This window comes from Spongiactinospora rosea (genome assembly GCF_003315795.1).
GTDB classification, from domain to species: Bacteria; Actinomycetota; Actinomycetes; order Streptosporangiales; family Streptosporangiaceae; genus Spongiactinospora; species Spongiactinospora rosea.
The window spans coordinates 484,259-505,427 of sequence record NZ_QMEY01000003.1; the positions used below are offsets into that span (position 1 = coordinate 484,259).

General features: G+C 72.8%; 17 protein-coding genes. All 17 read left to right on the top strand.

Annotation, left to right across the window (positions count from 1 at the left end; all coding sequences use genetic code 11):
• Nucleotides 1-133 precede the first annotated feature (133 nt).
• The 17 genes from pyrR to DP939_RS10940 all read left to right on the top strand — a co-directional run bounded on the left by pyrR (nucleotide 134) and on the right by DP939_RS10940 (nucleotide 21,037).
• Nucleotides 134-715, top strand: coding sequence for a bifunctional pyr operon transcriptional regulator/uracil phosphoribosyltransferase PyrR (gene pyrR, locus DP939_RS10860; protein ID WP_113980491.1), 582 nt, complete (start codon nucleotides 134-136; stop codon nucleotides 713-715).
• Nucleotides 712-1,629, top strand: a complete 918-nt coding sequence (locus DP939_RS10865) for an aspartate carbamoyltransferase catalytic subunit (protein ID WP_113980492.1) — start codon at nucleotides 712-714, stop codon at nucleotides 1,627-1,629. The genes pyrR and DP939_RS10865 overlap by 4 nt, the downstream gene beginning before the upstream one ends.
• Entirely contained in the window at nucleotides 1,626-2,921 is a 1,296-nt protein-coding gene (locus DP939_RS10870; protein WP_113980493.1) for a dihydroorotase, read from the top strand. Before DP939_RS10865 ends, DP939_RS10870 begins: the two co-directional genes overlap by 4 nt.
• Nucleotides 2,921-4,036, top strand: coding sequence for a glutamine-hydrolyzing carbamoyl-phosphate synthase small subunit (gene carA, locus DP939_RS10875; protein ID WP_113980494.1), 1,116 nt, complete (start codon nucleotides 2,921-2,923; stop codon nucleotides 4,034-4,036). The genes DP939_RS10870 and carA overlap by 1 nt, the downstream gene beginning before the upstream one ends.
• A complete protein-coding gene (carB, locus tag DP939_RS10880) occupies nucleotides 4,029-7,331 on the top strand; it encodes a carbamoyl-phosphate synthase large subunit (RefSeq protein ID WP_113980495.1) in 3,303 nt (1,100 codons plus the stop codon). Before carA ends, carB begins: the two co-directional genes overlap by 8 nt.
• Before the next feature lie 48 nt (nucleotides 7,332-7,379).
• A complete protein-coding gene (locus DP939_RS10885) occupies nucleotides 7,380-8,267 on the top strand; it encodes a dihydroorotate dehydrogenase electron transfer subunit (RefSeq protein WP_113980496.1) in 888 nt (295 codons plus the stop codon).
• Nucleotides 8,257-9,288 carry a dihydroorotate dehydrogenase gene (locus DP939_RS10890; RefSeq protein ID WP_113980497.1) on the top strand — a complete coding sequence of 344 codons (1,032 nt, stop codon included), beginning with the start codon at nucleotides 8,257-8,259 and terminating at the stop codon, nucleotides 9,286-9,288. The genes DP939_RS10885 and DP939_RS10890 overlap by 11 nt, the downstream gene beginning before the upstream one ends.
• Nucleotides 9,285-9,986 (top strand): orotidine-5'-phosphate decarboxylase, encoded by a 702-nt coding sequence (gene pyrF, locus DP939_RS10895; RefSeq protein WP_113980498.1) that lies wholly within the window; start codon nucleotides 9,285-9,287, stop codon nucleotides 9,984-9,986. Before DP939_RS10890 ends, pyrF begins: the two co-directional genes overlap by 4 nt.
• Before the next feature lie 172 nt (nucleotides 9,987-10,158).
• Entirely contained in the window at nucleotides 10,159-10,482 is a 324-nt protein-coding gene (gene mihF / locus DP939_RS10900) for an integration host factor, actinobacterial type (protein ID WP_111165406.1), read from the top strand.
• Nucleotides 10,483-10,604: 122 nt separating this feature from the next.
• Entirely contained in the window at nucleotides 10,605-11,201 is a 597-nt protein-coding gene (gene gmk / locus DP939_RS10905) for a guanylate kinase (protein ID WP_113980732.1), read from the top strand.
• 28 nt (nucleotides 11,202-11,229) lie between these two features.
• Complete coding sequence (rpoZ, locus tag DP939_RS10910) at nucleotides 11,230-11,493, top strand: DNA-directed RNA polymerase subunit omega (RefSeq protein ID WP_111165407.1); 264 nt, start codon at nucleotides 11,230-11,232, stop codon at nucleotides 11,491-11,493.
• A 10-nt stretch (nucleotides 11,494-11,503) separates the two neighbouring features.
• Nucleotides 11,504-12,703 (top strand): bifunctional phosphopantothenoylcysteine decarboxylase/phosphopantothenate--cysteine ligase CoaBC, encoded by a 1,200-nt coding sequence (gene coaBC, locus DP939_RS10915; protein ID WP_113980499.1) that lies wholly within the window; start codon nucleotides 11,504-11,506, stop codon nucleotides 12,701-12,703.
• Between the two features lie 205 nt (nucleotides 12,704-12,908).
• On the top strand, nucleotides 12,909-13,277 hold the full coding sequence (locus DP939_RS10920) for a hypothetical protein (protein ID WP_113980500.1): 369 nt from the start codon (nucleotides 12,909-12,911) through the stop codon (nucleotides 13,275-13,277).
• Between the two features lie 253 nt (nucleotides 13,278-13,530).
• On the top strand, nucleotides 13,531-14,724 hold the full coding sequence (gene metK, locus DP939_RS10925) for a methionine adenosyltransferase (protein WP_113980501.1): 1,194 nt from the start codon (nucleotides 13,531-13,533) through the stop codon (nucleotides 14,722-14,724).
• 151 nt (nucleotides 14,725-14,875) lie between these two features.
• Nucleotides 14,876-17,188 (top strand): ATP-binding protein, encoded by a 2,313-nt coding sequence (locus DP939_RS10930; protein WP_113980502.1) that lies wholly within the window; start codon nucleotides 14,876-14,878, stop codon nucleotides 17,186-17,188.
• Between the two features lie 112 nt (nucleotides 17,189-17,300).
• The gene (locus tag DP939_RS46915) at nucleotides 17,301-18,683 is read left to right on the top strand and encodes a LuxR C-terminal-related transcriptional regulator (RefSeq protein WP_199565083.1); all 1,383 of its coding nucleotides are present in this window, start codon (nucleotides 17,301-17,303) and stop codon (nucleotides 18,681-18,683) included.
• Nucleotides 18,684-18,895: 212 nt separating this feature from the next.
• A complete protein-coding gene (locus DP939_RS10940) occupies nucleotides 18,896-21,037 on the top strand; it encodes a primosomal protein N' (RefSeq protein ID WP_225878161.1) in 2,142 nt (713 codons plus the stop codon).
• The last annotated feature ends 132 nt before the right edge of the window (nucleotides 21,038-21,169 follow it).

A 21,169-nucleotide genomic window follows, 5' to 3' on the forward strand; every position in this document is an offset into this window, starting at 1 on the left:
CGTGGTTTCGTGCATCGTGGCTGGTAGGGGTGCGTGAGGGCGATGTGGGGTGATTCCTTGGGGCTGCTAGGGTGATGGGACCACGAATCCTTTAAGACCCGTCCCGTGAGGCGGGAAAGGCGGTGACTTTCGCATGTCCGACGCCCCAAGGGCGGTCCTCGACGGACCGGACATCAACCGGGCGCTGACCCGTATCGCGCACGAGATCATCGAGCGCACCAAGGGCGCTGAGGGCGTCGTCCTGCTCGGCATCCCCACCCGGGGGGCCACGCTGGCGCGCCGGCTCGGCGACCGCATCGCCCAGTTCGAGGGACTGAAGGTCCCCGTGGGCTACCTCGACATCACGATGTACCGCGACGACCTGCGCCTGCGTCCCGCCCGGCCGCTGGGCCGCACCGAGCTGCCGCCCGACGGCATCGACGACAAGATCGTGGTCCTGGTGGACGACGTCCTGTTCTCCGGCCGGACCGTCCGGGCCGCCCTCGACGCCCTGGGCGACGTCGGCCGCCCCCGCGCGGTGCAGCTCGCGACGCTCGTCGACCGCGGGCACCGGGAGCTGCCGATCCGCGCCGACTACGTCGGGAAGAACCTCCCGACCGCCAAGAGCGAGCAGGTCAAGGTCCACCTCACCGAGATCGACGGGCGCGACGCGGTGCTGCTGTTCAAACCCGGGCCCGGACAGGGGCCCGGCGCGGCCGAAGGGAGCGAGCGGTGAAACGGCATCTGATCTCGGCCGCCGACCTCAGCAGGGACGACGCGCTGCTCATCCTGGACACCGCCGACGAGCTGGCCAGGGTCTCGGAACGCTCCATCAAGAAGCTGCCGACCCTGCGCGGCCGTACGGTCGTCAACCTGTTCTTCGAGGACTCCACCCGCACGCGGATCTCCTTCGAGGCGGCGGCCAAGCGGCTGTCCGCCGACGTGATCAACTTCTCCGCCAAGGGGTCCAGCGTCTCCAAGGGCGAGAGCCTGAAGGACACCGCGCTGACCCTCCAGGCGATGGGCGCCGACGCGGTCGTCATCAGGCACGGTGCCTCGGGCGCCCCGCACCGCCTGGCGACCTGGGTGGACGGCAGCGTGGTCAACGCCGGGGACGGCACCCACGAGCACCCCACCCAGGCGCTGCTGGACGCGTACACCATGCGCAGCAGGCTGGGCGCCCTGGACGGCCGCAGGATCGCGATCGTCGGCGACGTGCTGCACAGCCGCGTCGCCCGCTCCAACGTGCTGCTGCTGCACACGCTCGGCGCGGAGGTGACGCTGGTCGCGCCGCCCACCCTGCTGCCGGTGACGGTCCGGTCCTGGCCGTGCGAGGTCTCCTACGACCTCGACGCCGTGCTGCCCAAGGCCGACGCGGTGATGATGCTGCGCGTGCAGAAGGAGCGGATGAACGACGCCTACTTCCCCAGCGCCCGGGAGTACAGCCGCCGCTACGGGCTCGACCGCGACCGCCTGGCCAGGATGTCGGAGGAGGCGATCGTGATGCACCCGGGGCCGATGAACCGCGGCATGGAGATCGCCGCCGAGGTCGCCGACTCGCCCCGCTCCACCATCGTCGAACAGGTCGCCAACGGCGTGACCATCCGCATGGCCGTTCTGTACCTGCTGCTCGGGGGAGAGACCCAGTGATCCTGATCAAGAACGCCCGCGTGCTCGGCGGCGACCCCACGGACATCCTCGTCCGTGACGGCGTGATCGCCGAGATGGGCACGGGTCTGACCGCCGCGGGGAGCACCGTGATCGACGCCGGCGGGCTGATCGCCCTGCCCGGCCTGGTCGATCTGCACACCCACCTGCGCGAGCCCGGCCGCGAGGACGCCGAGACCGTCGAGTCCGGCACCCGCTCGGCCGCGCTCGGCGGGTTCACCGCCGTCCACGCGATGGCCAACACCTCGCCGGTCGCCGACACCGCCGGGGTGGTCGAGCAGGTCTGGCGGCTCGGCCAGGAGGCCGGGCACTGCGACGTACGGCCGGTCGGCGCGGTCACGGTCGGCCTGGCCGGTGAGCGGCTGGCCGAGCTGGGCGCGATGGCCGACTCCGCGGCCGGGGTGCGCGTCTTCTCCGACGACGGCAAGTGCGTCTCCGACGCGGTGCTGATGCGCCGCGCGCTGGAGTACGTCAAGGCGTTCGACGGCGTGATCGCCCAGCACGCGCAGGAGCCGCGCCTCACCGAGGACGCCCAGATGAACGAGGGCTCGGTGTCGGGCAGGCTCGGCCTGACCGGCTGGCCCGCCGTCGCCGAGGAGGCGATCATCTCCCGCGACTGCCTGCTCGCCGCGCACGTCGGCTCCCGGCTGCACGTCTGTCACGTCTCCACCGCCGGTTCGGTCGAGATACTGCGCTGGGCCAAGTCCAAGGGCTGGAGCGTCACCGCCGAGGTCACCCCGCACCACCTGCTGCTCACCGACGACCTGGTGGAGACCTCCCCGGTCGGCTCCTACAACCCGATCTACAAGGTCAACCCGCCGCTGCGCACCCGGGACGACGTGCTGGCCCTGCGCGAGGCGCTGGCCGACGGCACGATCGACTGCGTGGCCACCGACCACGCGCCGCACCCCGTCGAGGACAAGGAGGCCGAATGGGCCGCCGCCGCGATGGGCATGATCGGCCTGGAGACGGCGCTCTCCGTGGTCCAGGAGGCGATGGTGGACACCGGGCTGCTGGACTGGGCGGGGGTGGCCGACCGGATGTCGGCGCGCCCGGCCCGCATCGGCCGCCTCTCCGGCCACGGGCAGCCCCTGGTCGCGGGCCTGGCGGCCAACATCACCCTCTACGACCCCGCCCCCCGCACGGCCGTCGATCCACACGGGTTCGCGTCCAAGAGCCGAAACACCCCCTACGCAGGCATGTCACTGCCCGGCCGAGTGGTGGCCACGCTGCTGCGCGGCAGGCCGACCGTCATGGAAGGGAAGCTGGTCTGATGGCCGTCCTCGTTCTCGAAGACGGGCGTGTCTTCCGCGGCGCGCCGTACGGCGCGCGGGGTGAGACGTTCGGCGAGATGGTGTTCAACACCGGCATGACCGGCTACCAGGAGACCCTCACCGACCCCTCCTACCACCGCCAGATCGTGGCGATGACCTCCCCGCACATCGGCAACACCGGTGTCAACGACGAGGACCCGGAGTCCTCCAGGGTGTGGGTCGCCGGTTACGTGGTCAGGGAGCCCGCCCGCGTCCACTCCAACTGGCGGGCCACTCGCAGCCTGGACGACTACCTGGCCGACCAGGGCGTGGTCGGCATCGCCATGCCGGGCACCCGGGCGCTCACCCGCCACCTGCGCGAGCGCGGCGCCATGCGCGCGGGGATCTTCTCCGGCAAGGGCGCCGACGCGCCGGTCGAGGAACTGGTCGAGCGGGTGCGCCACTCGCCCGGCATGGTGGGGGCCGACCTCGCCGCCGAGGTCTCCACCCGCGAGCCGTACATCGTGCCGGCGGCCGGGGAGCGGCGCTTCAAGGTCGCCGCGGTCGATCTCGGCATCAAGGCGATGACCCCGCACCGGATGGCCCAGCGGGGCTGTGAGGTGCACGTGCTGCCCGCGTGGTCCACGGCCGAGGACATCCTCGCCCTCGACCCCGACGGGGTGTTCTTCTCCAACGGCCCCGGCGACCCGGCCGCCGCCGACGCCCAGGTGGAGGCGCTGCGCGGGGTGCTCGACGCGGGCCGGCCGTTCTTCGGCATCTGCTTCGGCAACCAGCTCTTCGGGCGCGCGCTCGGCCTCGGCACCTACAAGCTGCGCTACGGCCACCGCGGGGTCAACCAGCCGGTCCAGGACCGGCGCACCGGCAAGGTCGACATCTCCGCGCACAACCACGGCTTCGCCGTGCGCGCCCCGCTGGACGGGCCGTTCGACACGCCGTACGGCAGGGCGGAGGTCAGCCACGTCAACCTCAACGACGACTGCGTCGAGGGCCTGCGGCTGGTCGGCCGCCCGGCCTTCAGCGTCCAGTACCACCCGGAGGCGGCGGCGGGGCCGCACGACGCGGCGGGCCTGTTCGACGAGTTCTGCGACCTGATGGGGGCGAGGCAGGGTGCCTAAGCGCACGGACATACAGTCGATCATGGTCATCGGCTCCGGGCCGATCGTGATCGGTCAGGCGTGCGAGTTCGACTATTCGGGCACTCAGGCGTGCCGGGTGCTGCGCGCCGAGGGCTTCCGGGTGATCCTGGTCAACAGCAACCCGGCCACGATCATGACCGACCCGGAGTTCGCCGACGCGACCTACGTCGAGCCGATCGTCCCCGACATCGTCGAGAAGATCATCGCCAAGGAGCGGCCCGACGCGCTGCTGCCGACGCTCGGCGGCCAGACCGCGCTGAACACCGCGATCGCGCTGCACGAGGCCGGTGTGCTGGAGCGCCACGGCGTGGAGCTGATCGGCGCCGACGTCGAGGCGATCCAGGCGGGGGAGAACCGCGAGAAGTTCAAGGAGATCGTCGCCAAGGTCGCCGCCGAGCACGGCCTCAACGCCGAGTCGGCGCGCAGCGCGATCTGCCACACGATGGACGAGTGCCTGGCCGCCGCCGAGCAGCTGGGCTATCCCGTCGTCGTGCGGCCGAGCTTCACCATGGGCGGCGCGGGCTCGGGGTTCGCCCACGACGAGCGCGAACTGCGCCGCATCGCCGGGGCCGGGCTCGACGCCTCGCCGACCACCGAGGTGCTCCTTGAGGAGTCCATCCTCGGCTGGAAGGAGTACGAGCTGGAGGTCATGCGCGACCAGAACGACAACGTCGTCATCGTGTGCTCCATCGAGAACATCGACCCGATGGGCGTGCACACCGGCGACAGCGTCACGGTCGCGCCCGCCATGACCCTCACCGACCGCGAATACCAGAACATGCGCGACGTCGCCATCGCGGTCATCCGCGAGGTCGGCGTGGACACCGGCGGCTGCAACATCCAGTTCGCGGTCCACCCCGGCACCGGCCGCATGATCGTGATCGAGATGAACCCCCGGGTGTCCCGGTCCAGCGCGCTCGCCTCCAAGGCCACCGGCTTCCCGATCGCCAAGATCGCCGCCAAGCTGGCCATCGGCTACACGCTCGACGAGATCCCCAACGACATCACCAAGGAGACCCCGGCCTCCTTCGAGCCCACGCTCGACTACGTGGTGGTCAAGGTGCCGCGGTTCGCCTTCGAGAAGTTCGACGGCGCCGACGAGACCCTGACCACGCACATGAAGTCGGTCGGCGAGGCGATGGCGATCGGCAGGTCCTTCCCCGAAGCGCTCCAGAAGGCCCTGCGCTCGCTGGAGAAGAAGGGCGCCCCGTTCACCTGGGCGGGCTCGCCCGGGGCCCTCCCGGCGCTCCTCGCGGCCGCGGGCAGGCCGCACGACGGCAGGCTGGGCACCGTCATGCGCGCGATCAGGGCCGGGGCCACCCTCGCGCAGCTCCACGAGGCCACCTCGATCGACCCGTGGTTCCTGGACCAGCTCCAGGCGATCGACGAGGGGGCCCGCGCGCTGGCCGGGGCCGCCGACCTGACCGCGGCCGACATCCTCGCGGCCAAGCGGCTCGGGTTCAGCGACGCCCAGATCGCCGAGATCCGCGGCATGGACGAGGCCCGGGTACGCGACCTGCGCCACGCCCTCGGCCTGCGGCCGGTGTACAACACCGTCGACACCTGCGCCGCGGAGTTCGCCGCCCGCACGCCCTACCTCTACTCCACCTACGACGAGGAGAACGAGGTCCCCTACGGGGAGCGCCCCAAGGTCATCATCCTGGGCAGCGGCCCCAACCGGATCGGCCAGGGCATCGAGTTCGACTACGCCTGCGTGCACGCCTCCTTCGAGCTGTCGCGGGCCGGGTTCGAGACCGTGATGGTCAACTGCAACCCCGAGACGGTCTCCACCGACTACGACACCTCCGACCGGCTCTACTTCGAGCCGCTGACGCTGGAAGACGTCCTGGAGGTCGTGCACGCCGAGCAGCAGAGCGGCCCGGTGGCCGGCGTCATCGTGCAGCTCGGCGGCCAGACCCCGCTGGGCCTGGCGCAGGCGCTGAAGGACGCGGGCGTGCCGGTGGTCGGCACCAGCCCCGAGTCCATCCACCTGGCCGAGGAGCGCGGGGCGTTCGGCAGGGTCCTGGCCGAGGCCGGGCTGCCCGCGCCCAAGCACGGCACCGCGCTGACCACCGGCCAGGCCCGCGACGTCGCGGCCGAGATCGGCTACCCGGTGCTGGTGCGGCCCTCCTACGTGCTCGGCGGCGCGGGGATGGCGATCGTCTACGACGACGAGACCCTGACCTCCTACATGTCCAAGGCCGTGGGGGAGCACCCCGTCCTGGTCGACAGGTTCCTCGACGAGTCCATCGAGATCGACGTGGACGCGCTGTTCGACGGCGACGACCTCTACCTCGGCGGCGTCATGGAGCACATCGAGGAGGCCGGCATCCACTCCGGCGACTCGGCCTGCGCGCTGCCGCCGATAACGCTGGGCTCGGCCGACATCAAGCGCATCCGCGCGGCGACCGAGGCCATCGCGCGGGGCGTGGGGGTGCGCGGGCTGCTCAACGTCCAGTACGCGATGTCGGCGGGAGTCCTGTACGTGCTGGAGGCCAACCCGCGGGCCAGCCGTACGGTGCCGTTCGTGTCCAAGGCCACGGCCGTGCCGCTGGCCAAGGCGGCGGCGCGGGTCATGATGGGCGCGACCATCGCCGAGCTGCGCGCCGAGGGCATCCTGCCGGCCACCGGCGACGGCGGCACCCTGCCGCTGGACTCCCCGGTCGCGGTCAAGGAGGCCGTGCTCCCGTTCAACCGGTTCATCCACGCGGTCAACGACGGCGTGGACACCGTGCTCGGGCCGGAGATGCGCTCCACCGGCGAGGTGATGGGCATCGACGCGGTCTTCGGCACCGCCTACGCCAAGTCCCAGACCGCGGCGTACGGCTCGCTGCCCACCAAGGGCCGCGCCTTCGTGTCGGTGGCCAACCGCGACAAGCGGGCGATGATCTTCCCGGTCAAGGCGCTGGCCGATCTCGGCTTCGAGATCCTGGCCACCGAGGGCACCGCCGAGGTGCTGCGCCGCAACGGCGTCCATGCCAAGATCGTGCGAAAGCACAGCGAGGGAACGGGCCCGGACGGCGAGCCGACCATCGTGGGCCTCGTTCTGGACGGTCAGGTGGATCTCATCGTGAACACGCCCTTCGGCAGCCCCGGGCAGTCCGGGCCGCGCCTGGACGGATACGAGATCCGGACCGCCGCGGTGCTCCGCGGCATCCCGTGCATCACGACGGTCCAGGGACTCGCCGCGGCGGTTCAGGGCGTCCAGGCCATCGTCCGGGGCGATGTGGGCGTACGGTCCCTGCAGGAGTACGCGCGAGCGCTGCGGGGCTGACCGGCCCCGTCGCGGAGGTGATGGAAGACGGCTGCGACCCCGGTACAGGTGACCGGCACGGTGCTGACCACGCGCCGGGTCGATGCCTACCATGCCCTGACGGTGGTGGCCCCGGGGATCGCGGAGCACCTGCGGCCCGGCCATTTCGTGGCCGTGGCCGTGGGCGGCCCGCGCTCTTCGATGCTGACCCGCAGGTCGTTCTCCGTCCACGACGTCAAGCCCGACTACGGCGGCACGGTGGAGCTGGTCTTCGCGGTGCGCGGCCCCGGCACGTCCTGGCTGGCCGAGCGGCGCGCCCGGGACACGCTCGACGTGGTGGGGCCGCTCGGCCGGCCGTTCCCGCTGCCCCGTGACCCGGTCAACTGCGTGCTGGTCGGCGGCGACTACGGCTCGGCGACGCTGTTCGGGCTGGCCGACGCGCTGCAACGGCGGGGGTGCCGGGTCGACTTCGTGATCGGCGCGGAGTCGGCCGAGCGGGTCTTCGGCGCGCTGCGGGCCCGCAGGATGGGCGAGACCACGACGCTCACCACCGAGGACGGCTCTCTCGGCATGCGCGGCAAGGTGACCGACGTGCTGCCCGGCGTCATCGCCGACGTACGCGCGGACGTCGTCTACGCGTGCGGCCCGATGGAGACGCTGCGCGGGGTCACCGCGGTCGCCATCGAGTTCGACATCCCCGTGCAGGTGTCCGTGGAGGAGGCGATGGCCTGCGGGTTCGGCGTGTGCATGACGTGCGTGCTGCCGGTGATCGGAGAGGACGGGATCACCCGGATGGTCCGCGCGTGCGTGGACGGGCCGGTGTTCCGCGGTGAGCGGGTGCGGTTCGAGGACGTCGGGACGATCCCGTTCGACGCGGCGGGCGCTCCCGGCGCGCCGTCGGCTTCGACGTCGCCCGCGTCGGCGGGCGGAGGTGGCGGACCCCGAAATGTCAGTTGATATGCGGACATATCTGGCACATGTGGAGCTGGCCAACCCGATCACCACCGCGGCCGGCTGCGCCTCCTCCGGCCGCGAGCTGTCCCAGTTCTTCGACCTCAACCGGATCGGCGCGCTGGTGACCCGCTCGATCACCATGGCGCCCCGGGCCGGACGCCCCACCCCGCGCATGGCCGAGACGCCCTCTGGGCTCCTCAACGCCGTCGGACTGCAGGGGCCGGGCATAGACGCCTTCCTCGATCGCGAACTCCCCTGGCTGGCCCACAGGGGCGTGCGCACGGTGGTCTCCATCGGCGGGGGCACCGTCAACGAGTACGGCGCGCTCGCCCGGCGGCTCACCGACGCGCCCGGCGTCACCGCGGTGGAGGTCAACCTCGCCTGCCCCAACATCGAGGACCGAGGCAGGGTCTTCGCCAGGGACGGCGCGGCGGCGGCCGAGGTGGTCTCCTCGGTCCGCGCCCTGATGCGCTACGACGTGCCCGTGATCGCCAAGCTGTCCCCGGACGTGGCCGACATCGTCGCCGTCGCCCGGGCGTGCGTGGACGGCGGCGCCGACGCGCTGTCCATGATCAACACGCCGGTGGGCATGAGCATCGACACCGAGACGCTGCGCCCGGCGCTCGCCGCGGTGACCGGGGGGCTGTCGGGGCCCGCCGTGCGGCCCCTGGCGGTGCGCTGCGTGTGGCAGGTCTACGCCGCCCTGCCCGGAGTGCCGATCATCGGCGTTGGCGGCGTGCTGACCGGCAGGGACGCCTTCGAGCTGATCCTGGCGGGCGCCTGCGTGGTCGGCGTCGGCACCGCGCTGTTCCACGACCCCTACGCGTGCCTGCGCATCCTGCGCGAGCTTGAGGAGCTGCTGTCCGCCCGCGGCTTCCAACGCCTGGCCGACGCCGTCGGCCTGGCTCATCACCACCCGCCGGGAGGCGGCACGCGGCACCGCGCCGACGTCCTGCCCGACCCGGGCGCGCCCGGCTTCGGCGCCGCCCCCGGCGGATCGGATCTGGAGGAGAGTTCTCTTTGACGCCCGCACCCATCGCCGTCGCCTTGGACGCGCCCGACCTCGAAACCGCGGCCCGCTGGGCGGCCCTGGTGACCCCGCACGTGAGCACCATCAAGGTGGGTCTCGAACTCTACCTCCGCTACGGCCCCGACGTGATTGCCTCCGTACGCGGCGCCAGCGGCGTGAACATCTTCCTGGACCTCAAGCTCCACGACATCCCCAACACCGTCGCAGGGGCCGCCAAGGCCGTCGCCAGGTTGCGTCCCACGATCCTGACCGTCCACGCGGCGGGCGGCCCGGCGATGATCCGGGCCGCGGTGGAGTCCGCCCCCAACACCCGGATCGCCGCGGTGACCCTGCTCACCTCGCTGTCCGAGGCCGACCTTGACCGGATCGGCCTGGCCGGCCCGGCGATCGACGCCGTGCGGCGGCTGGCCGTGCTCGCCGTCGGCGCGGGCGCGCGGGCACTGGTCTGCTCGCCCCGCGAGGTCGCCGCGGTGCGCGCCGAGGTCGGCCCGGACGTGATGTTGATCACTCCCGGGGTGCGGCCGGACGGTGCCGCGAGCCAGGATCAGGCGCGCGTGGCGACGCCGGAGCAGGCTCTCGCGGACGGCGCGGACCTCCTCGTGATCGGACGGCCCATCACCGGCGCGGCCGATCCCGGTGCCGCTGCGGCAACGATAGCGGCTGCGCTGCGCCGTATGATCCCGACCCCCTGAAACCACGGTGGTGAGGGCCTTTTGATGAACAAAGGGTTATTTCTCCATCGCGGAGAGTGATGAAGAAGATTTTGTCGGCACCGAAACGCCCCTTGACGTTGCTTGAAGGTCAATGACCAGCTAGTTTCCCTTCCCGTCCGAGTACATCGACAGAAATTCGAGGTGACCCGGCGTGGCTCTTCCTCCCCTGACCCCCGAGCAGCGCGCCGCAGCCCTGGAGAAGGCTGCCAAGGCTCGCAAGGAGCGTGCCGAGGTCAAGAACCGGCTCAAGCACGGCGCGGTTTCTCTGGCTGAGGTGCTGAAGGATGGTCAGACCGACGACGTCATCGGCAAGATGAAGGTGTCGGCGCTGTTGGAGTCGCTCCCTGGCGTGGGCAAGGTCCGCGCCAAGCAGCTCATGGAGCGGCTCGGTATCGCCGAGTCCCGCCGCGTGCGCGGGCTCGGAGCCAACCAGCGCGCTTCCCTGGAGCGCGAGTTCGGCGCTTCCGAGAACTGATCTCGGAAGCGCCGGAGAGATTCATCGGGGGGTATGGAGTGACCGGTACGTCGTGGGCCCGGGAGACCCGGGACGACCAGGCCGCCGCCTCAGGCGGTCCTGGCACGCGTGACGGTGACTCCATGCCCTCCTTGGCAGGCCCCGGCCGTCCCGAGGATCTTCCCCGGGGCCCGGGGAGGCGCCTGACGGTCCTTTCCGGGCCGTCCGGCGTCGGCAAGTCCACCGTCGTCGCCGAGCTCCGGAGGGCGCACCCCCAGGTGTGGCTGTCGGTCTCGGTGACAACGCGGCGACCGAGGCCGGGCGAGACCCATGGCGTGGAGTACTTCTTCGCCGGCGACACGGAGTTCGACCGCCTCGTCGCCGAGGGGGAGCTGCTGGAGTGGGCCGAGTTCGCCGGCAACCGGTACGGCACGCCCCGCGGCCCCGTGCTCGAACGTTTGAACGCCGGAGTGCCCACCCTGCTGGAGATCGACCTCCAGGGGGCCAGGCAGGTCCGGGAGAGCATGCCGGAGGCCCTGCTGGTGTTCCTGGCCCCCCCGAGCTGGGAGGAGCTGGAGAACCGCCTCCGCGGCCGTGGCACCGAGCCCGAAGACGTCATCGCGCTCCGGCTGGAGGCCGGCCGGGTGGAGCTGGCGGCCGAGAAGGAGTTCGACGTGACGCTGGTCAACACGTCCGTCCCTGACGTGTGCCGCCGCCTGATAGCCTTGATGAGCGCGTAGCAGCTACCCAGACGAGAGGTCCACCAACGTGGCAGGCACTGCCCCGGTTGCCGAAGGCATCACCAACCCGCCCATCGACCAGCTTCTCGACGTGGTCGACAGCAAGTACAGCCTTGTGATCATGGGCGCCAAGCGGGCGCGCCAGATCAACGCCTACTACTCCCAGCTCGGCGAGGGCCTGCTGGAGTACGTCGGCCCGCTGGTCGAGACGCACGCCCAGGAAAAGCCGCTGTCCATCGCGCTGCGCGAGGTCAGCGAGGGTCTGCTCACCGCCGACCCGATCGAGGGCTGACATCGCCGGGGTGTTCCGCGTCGTCCTCGGAGTGAGCGGCGGCATCGCCGCCTACAAGGCGTGCGAGCTGCTCCGCCTGTTCACCGAGTCGGGGCATCAGGTCCGGGTCGTGCCGACCCGCGAGGCCCTGCGATTCGTCGGCGAGCCGACGTGGGCCGCGCTGTCGGGCAATCCCGTCTCCGCCGAGGTGTGGGACTCGGTCCATGAGGTGCCGCACGTCCGCATCGGCCAGGAGGCCGACCTGGTGGTCGTCGCGCCCGCCACCGCCGACGTACTGGCCAAGGCCGCGCACGGCCTCGCCTCCGACCTGCTGACCAACACCCTGCTCACCGCCCGGTGCCCGGTCGTCTTCGCGCCCGCCATGCACACCGAGATGTGGGAGCACCCTGCCACCCGCGCCAACGTCGCGACGCTGCGCGAGCGCGGGTCCGTGGTGGTCGAGCCCGCCGTGGGCAGGCTGACCGGCGCCGACAGCGGGCGCGGGCGGCTGCCCGAGCCGCGCGAGATCTTCGACCTGTGCGTGCGCGTCCTCGCCGGGCGCGACCGCGACCTGGCCGGCCGGCACGTTGTCGTCTCCGCGGGCGGCACCCGCGAGGCGATCGACCCGGTCCGCTTCATCGGCAACCGCTCCTCGGGGCTGCAGGGCCTGGCCCTGGCCCGTACGGCGCTGGCCAGGGGCGCGGAGGTCACCCTGCTGGCGGCCAACGTGGCGCTGCCCGACCCGCCGGGGGCCAAGGTCGTCCGCGTGGAGTCGGCCCTGGAGCTTCGCGAGGCCGTGCTCGCCGCGGCCGAGACGGCCGACGCGGTGGTGATGGCGGCGGCGGTGGCCGACTTCCGTCCCGCCGCGACCAGCGACTCCAAGATCAAGAAGACCTCGGGCGAGCCCGAGCCCATCCGCCTGGTCCAGAACCCGGACATCCTGGCCGAGCTGGGGGAGCGCCGCCGCACCGGGCGGCTGCCCGGCGCCACGGTGCTGGTCGGCTTCGCCGCCGAGACCGATGACGTGCTGGCCAACGGCGCGGCCAAACTGGCCCGCAAGGGCTGCGACCTCCTGGTCGTCAACCAGGTCGGCGCGGGCAAGGCGTTCGGCACCCCCGACAACGCGGCCACGATCCTGTCCACGGACGCGCCGCCGCTGGAGATCCCGCTGGGCCCCAAGGAGGGCCTGGCCGACACCGTGTGGGATCTCGTCTCCACCCGCCTGTCCTGACCACCCTGGCTCTGTACGGACACGGGGACGTTCCTTCTTTGTAGCGCTGTGGATGGATTGTCGGCTCTGTGCTGTGATATGAGCGAGCGCGGCCATTGCGGCATGCTGGGCGCAGGCGGATACTCACCGCAGGGCCTCCCAGCGGTGACGCCGGGTCTCGGGCCGCCCACGTGCCGGTTCGCTGCAGGTCGCGAGGAGGCTGGAAATGCCGGTGAGCAGCACGGTCCGCGCGCGCTGCCGGGCGCTGCTACGGCCGGGGGAGGCGATTCGCTACATCTTCCCCGCGCTGTCCGTCGGCTCCCCGGGAGAGGCGCACTTCCTGGTCATCGTCACCGACACGTCCATCCTGGTGATCTCCACCCGGATGTTCAGCAAGGATCAGCCGGTCGCGGTGTACGCGGCCCATCCCCGTCACACCCGCCTCGGGCCGGTGGACCACTCGCTCGGCCCGGTGATCAGCCTGGGCGGGCTGTCGCTGGAGATCGACGAGGAGTACGTCCCCGTGGTGTGCGCGGCCGACGCCGAGGTGTTCGCCCCGGAGACCCTGCCCGCCGACCCCCTGCCCGACCTTTGAGGGCGGGCCCATCGTGCCGCAGGGGCCGCATAGCGGGACGGATCGCCGGGCCACTCCGCGGATTCGGCCGAGGCCGTACTATCGACGTAACCGGACACAGGCCCGCAGGGCGTGACCTCATACGGCCGCGCTGGGTTTGATCCGGGTTTCGCCGTGCGACCTTAGGTCAAGCTAGACTGCGGCGAAGCATCGTGGCGTGCCCCCGCACGCCGCACCCCACCCGTCAGCAGCCGCTGCATGAGGAGCCACTCAGTTGTCCCGTCGCCTCTTCACCTCCGAGTCGGTCACCGAGGGCCATCCGGACAAGATCGCCGACCAGATCAGTGACGCGATTCTCGACGCGATGCTCAAGGACGACGCGACCAGCCGCGTCGCCGTCGAGACGCTGATCACCACCGGCCAGGTCCATGTCGCCGGCGAGGTGACGACGGAGACCTACGTCGACATCCCGGCCCTGATCCGCGAGAAGATCCTGGAGATCGGCTACGACGCCTCGCACAAGGGCTTCGACGGCGCCTCCTGCGGCGTGTCGGTGTCCATCGGCGCGCAGTCGCCCGACATCGCCCAGGGCGTCGATGACGCCTACGAGAACCGCGAGGGCATCGGCGTCGATGACCTCGACCGCCAGGGCGCGGGCGACCAGGGCCTGATGTTCGGCTTCGCCTGCCGCGAGACGCCCGAGCTGATGCCGCTGCCGATCATGCTGGCGCACCGGCTGGCCGCCCGCCTGTCGGAGGTCCGCAAGTCCGGCACCGTCCCCTACCTGCGTCCCGACGGCAAGACCCAGGTCACCGTCGAGTACGACGGCGTCGTCCCGGTCCGCCTGGACACCGTCGTGGTCTCCACCCAGCACGCGGCGGAGATCGACCTCAAGGAGATGCTGGCCCCCGACATCAAGGAGCACGTGGTCGACCCCGTGCTCGCCGGGCTGGAGATCCCGAGCGACGGCTACCGCCTGCTGGTCAACCCGACCGGCCGCTTCGAGATCGGCGGCCCGATGGGCGACGCCGGCCTGACCGGACGCAAGATCATCGTCGACACCTACGGCGGCATGGCCCGTCACGGCGGCGGCGCCTTCTCCGGCAAGGACCCGTCCAAGGTCGACCGCTCCGCGGCCTACGCGATGCGCTGGGTGGCCAAGAACGTCGTGGCCGCCGGGCTGGCCGAGCGCGCCGAGGTGCAGGTCGCCTACGCGATCGGCAAGGCCCAGCCGGTCGGCGTGTTCATCGAGACCTTCGGCACCGAGACCGCTCCGGTCGAGAGCATCCAGAAGGCCGTGCTGGAGGTCTTCGACCTGCGCCCGGCCGCGATCATCCGCGACCTCGACCTGCTGCGCCCGATCTACTCCCAGACCGCCGCCTACGGCCACTTCGGCCGCGAGGAGCCCGACTTCTCCTGGGAGCGCACCGACCGCGCCGAGGCCCTGCGCGCCGCCGTGGGCGCCTGACCGCCCGCGGTCACGAAGGACCCGCTCTACACCGCCCCGCCGCCCTCGCCGCCGCGAGGGGCGGGGCGGAAGTGCGCGCACGCCTGGACATCCGGCGGCCGGCGTTCCAGGATTGGACAACGCAGATCTTCGGGGAGTTGGTGACCTGCGCATGATGCCGAGTGGGCGGCCCGCCCTGCCCGCCGACCCGACGGCCTTCGTCGGCAGGCGGAGGGAGACCGCCGACATCCGGCGCACTCTGGAGAGATCCCGTCTGGTCACCCTGACCGGGATCGCCGGGGTGGGCAAGACCAGAGTCGCGTTGCGCGCGGCGGAGAGCATGCGCAGGGCCTTCGCCGACGGCGTGCTGTTCGTGGAGCTGTCCAGCCTGTCCGACCCCGACCGGCTGGCCCAGGTCGTCGCGCGCGCCCTGGAGATCCCCGACCAGTCGGTGCCCGATCTCGACATGCTCGCCGAATACCTCGCCGACAAGCAGCTCCTGCTGGTCCTGGACACCTGCGAGCACCTGGTCGAGTCCTGCTCGCGCCTGGTCGGCGGGCTGCTGACCGCCGCCAGGGGCCTGCGGGTGCTGGCCACCAGCAGGCAGCCGCTGGGCGCGCCCGGCGAGCACTGCCTGGTGATCCGGCCCATGGAGGTCCCGGCCCCGGAGACGGCCGGGTCCGTACAGGACCTGGCGCGCTGCGAGTCCGTGGCCCTCTTCCTCGATCGGGTTGGCGCGGTCGATCCCGGGTTCGAGCTGACCGAACAGAACGCCCCTGTGGTCGGCGAGCTGTGCCGCCGCCTGGACGGCATCCCGCTGGCGCTGGAGCTGGCGGCGGGCCGGGTGCGGTCGATGCCGGTCGAGCGCATCCTGACCCTGCTCGACGAGCGGTTCTGGGCCGAGGAGGAGGACACCTGCGCGGATGATCCGCGCCACCGCACCATGCAGGCCGCCATCGCGTGGAGCCACGGCCTGTGCACCCCCGCCGAGCGGCTGCTGTGGTCGGGGCTTTCGGTGTTCCCCGCCCGTTTCGACCTCGCCGCGGCCGAGGCCGTGTGCGCCCAGGAGGGCCTGCCCGCGCACGAGGTCTATCCGGCGCTGGACGGCCTGGTGGCCAAGTCGATCCTGGTCTGCGCCAAGGGGCCGGACCGCACGACGTACCGGATGCCCGACAGCCTGCGCGAGTACGGCGCGGCGCAGATGCCCGACCACGACCGCCGCCGGGTGCTGCTGGCCCGCCACCGCGACCACTACGCCGGGCTCGCGGAGGCGGCCTCGGAGGTGCCGCCGCGCGACGAGCAGGCCGAGGAGTGGAAGCGCGTCCGTGAGGAGTGGCCCAACCTGCGGGCCGCGCTGGAGTTCTGTGCGACCGACCCGGCCGAGACCGACGACGGGGTGCGGCTGGTCATCACCCTGACCTTCCTGTGGATCGCCTGCGGGATGGGCCGCGAGGGCCGGCACTACATGGAGTGGTTCGTCCGGGTGGCCCGCCTGGACGAGGTGACCCGGGTACGCCTCCTGCTGCTGCTCGCGTACGTGATGGTCGCCCAGGGCGACCTGCGCACCTCCAGGCAGACCCTCGACGAGTGCGCCGACCTGGTGTCACGTTCCGACGATCCGCTCAGCCACATCCACCTGGAGAAGATGCGCGGCACCCTGGCCTACGCCGAGGGCGACCTCGCCGCCGCCGACGCCCACCTGACCGAGGCGATCGGCCGGCTGCGCGCCGGAGGGTCCCCCGACATCACCGTGCTGGCCGCGATGGTGGAGCTGGGCATCACCCGGCTGTGGCTGGGGCGTCCCGACGACGCGGCCGAGGTGCTGCTGGAGTGCAAGCGCGAGTGCGAGGACTCCGGCCAGTCGTGGGCGCGCTCGTGGGCCGACCTCGGGCTCAGCCTGGTGCTGCGGGCGCGGGGCGAGCTGCCCGGCGCGCTCGCGCTGGCCAAGGAGGCGCTGCGCACCCAGCGGCGGCTGCACGACGCCAGCGGCGCGTCCCTGTGCCTGGAACTGGTGGCGTGGCTGGCCACCGGCCAGGAGGACCCCGCCTGGGCGGCCCGCCTGCTGCACGCCTCGCACGGCACCTGGCGGCAGGTCCGCAGGCCCCTGTACGGCTCGCCGCACTTCCTGGCCGAGCACGCCCGCTCCGAGGAGACACTGCGCCGGGCGCTCGCGCCCGCCGAGTACGAGGAGGCGGCGGCCGAGGGCGGCGCGATGTCGATGGACGAGGCCATCGCCCACGCCCTCGGCGAGCCCCCCGGCGCGCCGCAGGCCGCCCCCAAGGAGCGCGTGACCCCGCTGTCGCCGCGCGAGCTGGAGGTCGCCGACCTGGTGGCCGACGGCCTGACCAACAAGGAGATCGCGCAACGGCTGGTCGTCGGCCGCCGGACGATCGACACCCACGTCGAGCACATCCTGGCCAAGCTCGACTTCTCCTCGCGCAGCCAGATCGCCGCTTGGGCGATCGGGCATCGGGAAGGAGGCTGACCATGGCCGAGCGAAGACCCGGCGAGCTCCCGGCGGAGATGATCGGCTTCGTCTTCTCGTCGCGCGGCCTGAGCGCCGCTTGGGCGATCGGGCATCGGGAAGGAGGCTGACCATGGCCGAGCGAAGACCCGGCAACCTCCCCGCGGAGATGACCAGTTTCGTCGGCCGCTCCGGCGAGCTCGCCGCGGGCGGGCGGATGCTGATGGGCGGGCGGCTGCTCACCGTGACCGGCCCGGCGGGGGTGGGCAAGAGCCGGCTGGCGCTGCGCGTCGCCGACAGCGTGCGCAGGCGCTTCCCCGATGGCCTGTGGCACGTCGAGCTGTCCCAGGTGGCGCCCGCGCACCTGCGCCCGATCGGAGGGCCGGGCCCGGCCGCCGCCGTCGCCGCGGCCCTCGGGCGGCTCGGTGAGCACGCCGAGGACGGTGACGGGCTCGCCGCGGCCCTGGGCGACCGCAGGGCGCTGCTCGTGCTCGACACCTGCGAGCACCTCGCCGCCGAGATCGGCCCGCTGGTGGAGGCCGTGCTCCAGGGATCGCCGCGGGTCCGTGTGCTGGCCACCGGCCGCGGCCCGCTCGGCCTGCCCGGCGAGCGGGTGCTGCGGCTGGACCCGCTGCCGCTCACCGACCCGGCCGACCCCGATCCCGGCTGTCCCTCGGTGGCGCTGTTCGCCGAGCGGGCCGTGGCCGTCGATCCGGACTTCTCGCTCGACTCCTGCTCGCTCAGCGACGTGGCCCAGGTGTGCAGGTGCCTGGACGGCCTGCCGCTGGCGATCGAGCTGGCCGCGGCGCGCACGCGCTCGCTGTCCATCCCCGAGCTGCTGGAACGGCTCGACGACATGACCACCATGCCCGGCTGGGGCGCGCACACCGCCGCGCCCCGCCACCGCGACCTGCGCGCCGCCATCGCCTGGAGCCACGAGCTGTGCCGCCCGGACCAGCGCCTGCTGTGGGAGGCGCTGGCGGTGATCGAGGGGGAGTTCGGTGTGGAGGCCGCGCGCCGGGCGGTGACCCGCGAGGGCGTACTGGTGACCCGGCAGAGCCTGGACGAACTGGTGGACCGATCGATCCTGCTCAGATCGGGCGATCCGGGCAGACCCGGGCGTTACCGGATGCTGGAGACCTACCGCCGTTTCTGGCTCGACCCGAACTTCGGCCGTCCCGGCCGCGCGCTGCTCGGCCACCGGTTCGGCGCCGGGCGGTGGAGCCGCCTCCCGCAGGCCGCGGCGGCGACAGCGCCGGCCGCCGCGCCGCAGGCCCCCGCCCCCGCGCCGGTGCGGATCGGCAGGCCGGTGACCTCCACGCTGACGCCGCGTGAGCTGGAGGTCGCCGAGCTGATCGCCGAAGGGCTGTCCAATCCGCAGATCGCCGTGCGGCTGTTGATCGCCAAGCGTACTGTGGACGCGCACGTCCGGAACATCCTCGCCAAGGGCGGCCTCGCCTCCCGCACCCAAGTGGCCGCCTGGTTCGCCGAACGCACCCAATGGGCCGACGCCTAGGCACTTTTCCGGATGTGCGATTTCTCCCGGGCCACAACACTATGTGAGGCCAGTGGGTGACGAGATGTGCCAATGTGTTTCCGCAGCGCTCAGGCGCCGAGCGGGAGGGGTCCCCCGCCGCCTGAGGAAACTAGGGTGGATCGCTCCAGTTCCGGGCGGCACCCACTGGCCAAAACACTTCCCGCCTTCGCGGGTCTGGTAGGAACAGGTGCGTGAGCAAGGGGAGCGGCGCACCGGGCGCGACGGACGCCGGCGGGGGAGAGCAGGGCGAGCTGATCGCCGCCCCCGCGCCGCCCGCCGCACGGCAGGGTTCCGGGGCCGCCAAGGGCGCTGTGGTGCCCGCCCCCGCCTCGCCGGTCGCCAGGGTCGTGGTGGACAACCCGCTGCCGCACCTGGACCGCGAGTTCGACTACCTGGTTCCGGCGGCGCTGCACGACAGCGCCGTGCCGGGATGCCGGGTCCGGGTCAGGTTCGCGGGCAAGCTGCTGGACGGCTTCCTGCTGGAACGCGCCGAGGACACCGAGCACACCGGCAGGCTCACCCCCCTGGAACGCGTCATATCCCCCGAACCGGTGCTCACAGCGGAGATCGCCGCCCTGGCCCGCGCCGTGGCCGACCGCTACGCGGGCACCCGCGCCGACGTCCTGCGGCTGGCCGTCCCGCCGCGCCACGCCCGCGTGGAGGCCGAAGCGCCCCAGGAGCCGCCCGAGGAGACCGGCCTGCCCGCCGGCTCCGGGGCCGGGGTGTGGGACGCCTATCCCGCCGGGCCGTCGTTCCTGGCGGCGCTGGCCGGCGGCCGCTCGCCGCGCGCGGTGTGGTCGGCGCTGCCGGGCGAGTGGGGCGGCCGGCCGCACGCCGTCCCGGAGTGGGCGGTGGCCGTCGCGGCGGCGGCCAGGGCGGCGCTGACGGGCGGCAGGGGCACGCTGGTGGCGGTGCCGGACGGCAAGGACGTGGCGCTGGCCGATGAGGCGCTGACGGCCGTCCTGGGGCCGGGCAGGCACGTCGCGCTGACCGCCGACCTCGGCCCCGCCGAGCGCTACCGGCGCTGGCTTCGCGTGCTGCGCGGCCAGGTGCGGATCGTGGTGGGCACCCGCGCGGCGGTGTTCGCGCCGGTGCGCGACCTCGGCCTGGCGGTGGTGTGGGACGACGGCGACGACCTGCTCGCCGAACCGCTCGCCCCCTACTGCCACGCGCGCGAGGTGCTGGCCATCCGTGCCCACCGCGCCGGCGCGGGCCTGCTGATCGGCGGCTACGCGCGCACGGCGGAGGCCACCCGGCTGGTCGGCGAGCGGTGGGCCCGGCCGATCGTCGCCGCCCGCACGACGGTCCGGGCGCGCGCCCCACGGGTGCGCGCCGCGGGCGAGGACGCCGAGCTGGCCCGCGACGAGGCCGCGCGGGCGGCGCGGCTGCCCACGCTCGCCTGGCGGGCGCTGCGGCAGGGCCTGGAACACGGCCCGGTGCTCGTCCAGGTGCCGCGCCGGGGCTACCTTCCGGTGCTGGCCTGCCAGAACTGCCGGGCCGCCGCCCGCTGCCCGCAGGTGCCCGCCGCGCCGGGCGGTCCGCGCTGCGGCGGGCCGCTGGCGCTGCGCGGCGGGCACGCGGTGCCGTACTGCCGGTGGTGCGGCAGGATCGCCGGGCAGTGGCGCTGCCCCTCCTGCGGCGCCTCGCGGATGCGCGCCGCCGTGGTGGGCGCCCGGCGTACCGCCGAGGAGCTGGGCCGGGCCTTCCCACAGGTGACGGTCCGCACCTCCGGGCGCGACGGGGTGCTCGCGCGGGTCGGCGAGGGCAGGGCGCTGGTGGTGGCCACGCCCGGGGCCGAGCCGCACGCGGCGGGCGGCTACGCGGCCGGGGTGCTGCTGGACGCCTGGGCCCTGCTGGGCAGGCCCGACCTGCGCGCCGCCGAGGAGACCGTGCGCCGCTGGATGAACGCCGCCGCCCTGCTGCGACCCGGTGCGGAGCTGGTCGTGCCCGCCGACGCGGGGCTGGCCGCAGTGCAGGCCCTCGTACGCTGGGACCCGGTGACCCACGCCGAGCGCGAGCTGTCCGAGCGGATAGAACTCGCTTTCCCTCCGGCCGTGCGCCTGGCGGCGCTGACCGGGGTCCCCAAGGCCGTCAGGGAGCTGCTGGGCGAGGCCCGGCTGCCCGCCGCGGCCCAGGTGCTCGGCCCGGTGCCGGTGGACGCGCCACGCCGTGCGGCGGGCGAGGAAACCGCCAGGGAGCGCGCGCTGATCCGTGTTCCGCGCGGGGACGGCACGGCGCTCGCCGCGGCCCTTAAGGCCGTCGCGGGCGCGCGTTCGGCGCGCAAGGCACCCGACGTCGTCCGGGTATGCGTCGATCCCGTAGAAGGGATCTAGTCGGTGGGTTTTCCGGCGTATCGCGAATCGCCCCGATTCGCCGCGCCCTCGGTAAGCCGTTAGTTTCTCCCTGTGTCGATCGAATGGGTGAATAGGGCCATCGTCGATCTGCGAGCCTGGGGGCGCGCACAC

Coding starts and splice junctions, on each gene's coding strand:
- carA (WP_113980494.1), top strand. CDS start 2,921: ATGGCCGTCCTCGTTCTCGAAGACGGGCGTGTCTTCCGCGGCGCGCCG.
- DP939_RS10890 (WP_113980497.1), top strand. CDS start 8,257: ATGTCAGTTGATATGCGGACATATCTGGCACATGTGGAGCTGGCCAAC.
- DP939_RS10920 (WP_113980500.1), top strand. CDS start 12,909: ATGCCGGTGAGCAGCACGGTCCGCGCGCGCTGCCGGGCGCTGCTACGG.
- DP939_RS46915 (WP_199565083.1), top strand. CDS start 17,301: ATGGCCGAGCGAAGACCCGGCAACCTCCCCGCGGAGATGACCAGTTTC.
- DP939_RS10930 (WP_113980502.1), top strand. CDS start 14,876: ATGATGCCGAGTGGGCGGCCCGCCCTGCCCGCCGACCCGACGGCCTTC.
- gmk (WP_113980732.1), top strand. CDS start 10,605: ATGCCCTCCTTGGCAGGCCCCGGCCGTCCCGAGGATCTTCCCCGGGGC.
- pyrR (WP_113980491.1), top strand. CDS start 134: ATGTCCGACGCCCCAAGGGCGGTCCTCGACGGACCGGACATCAACCGG.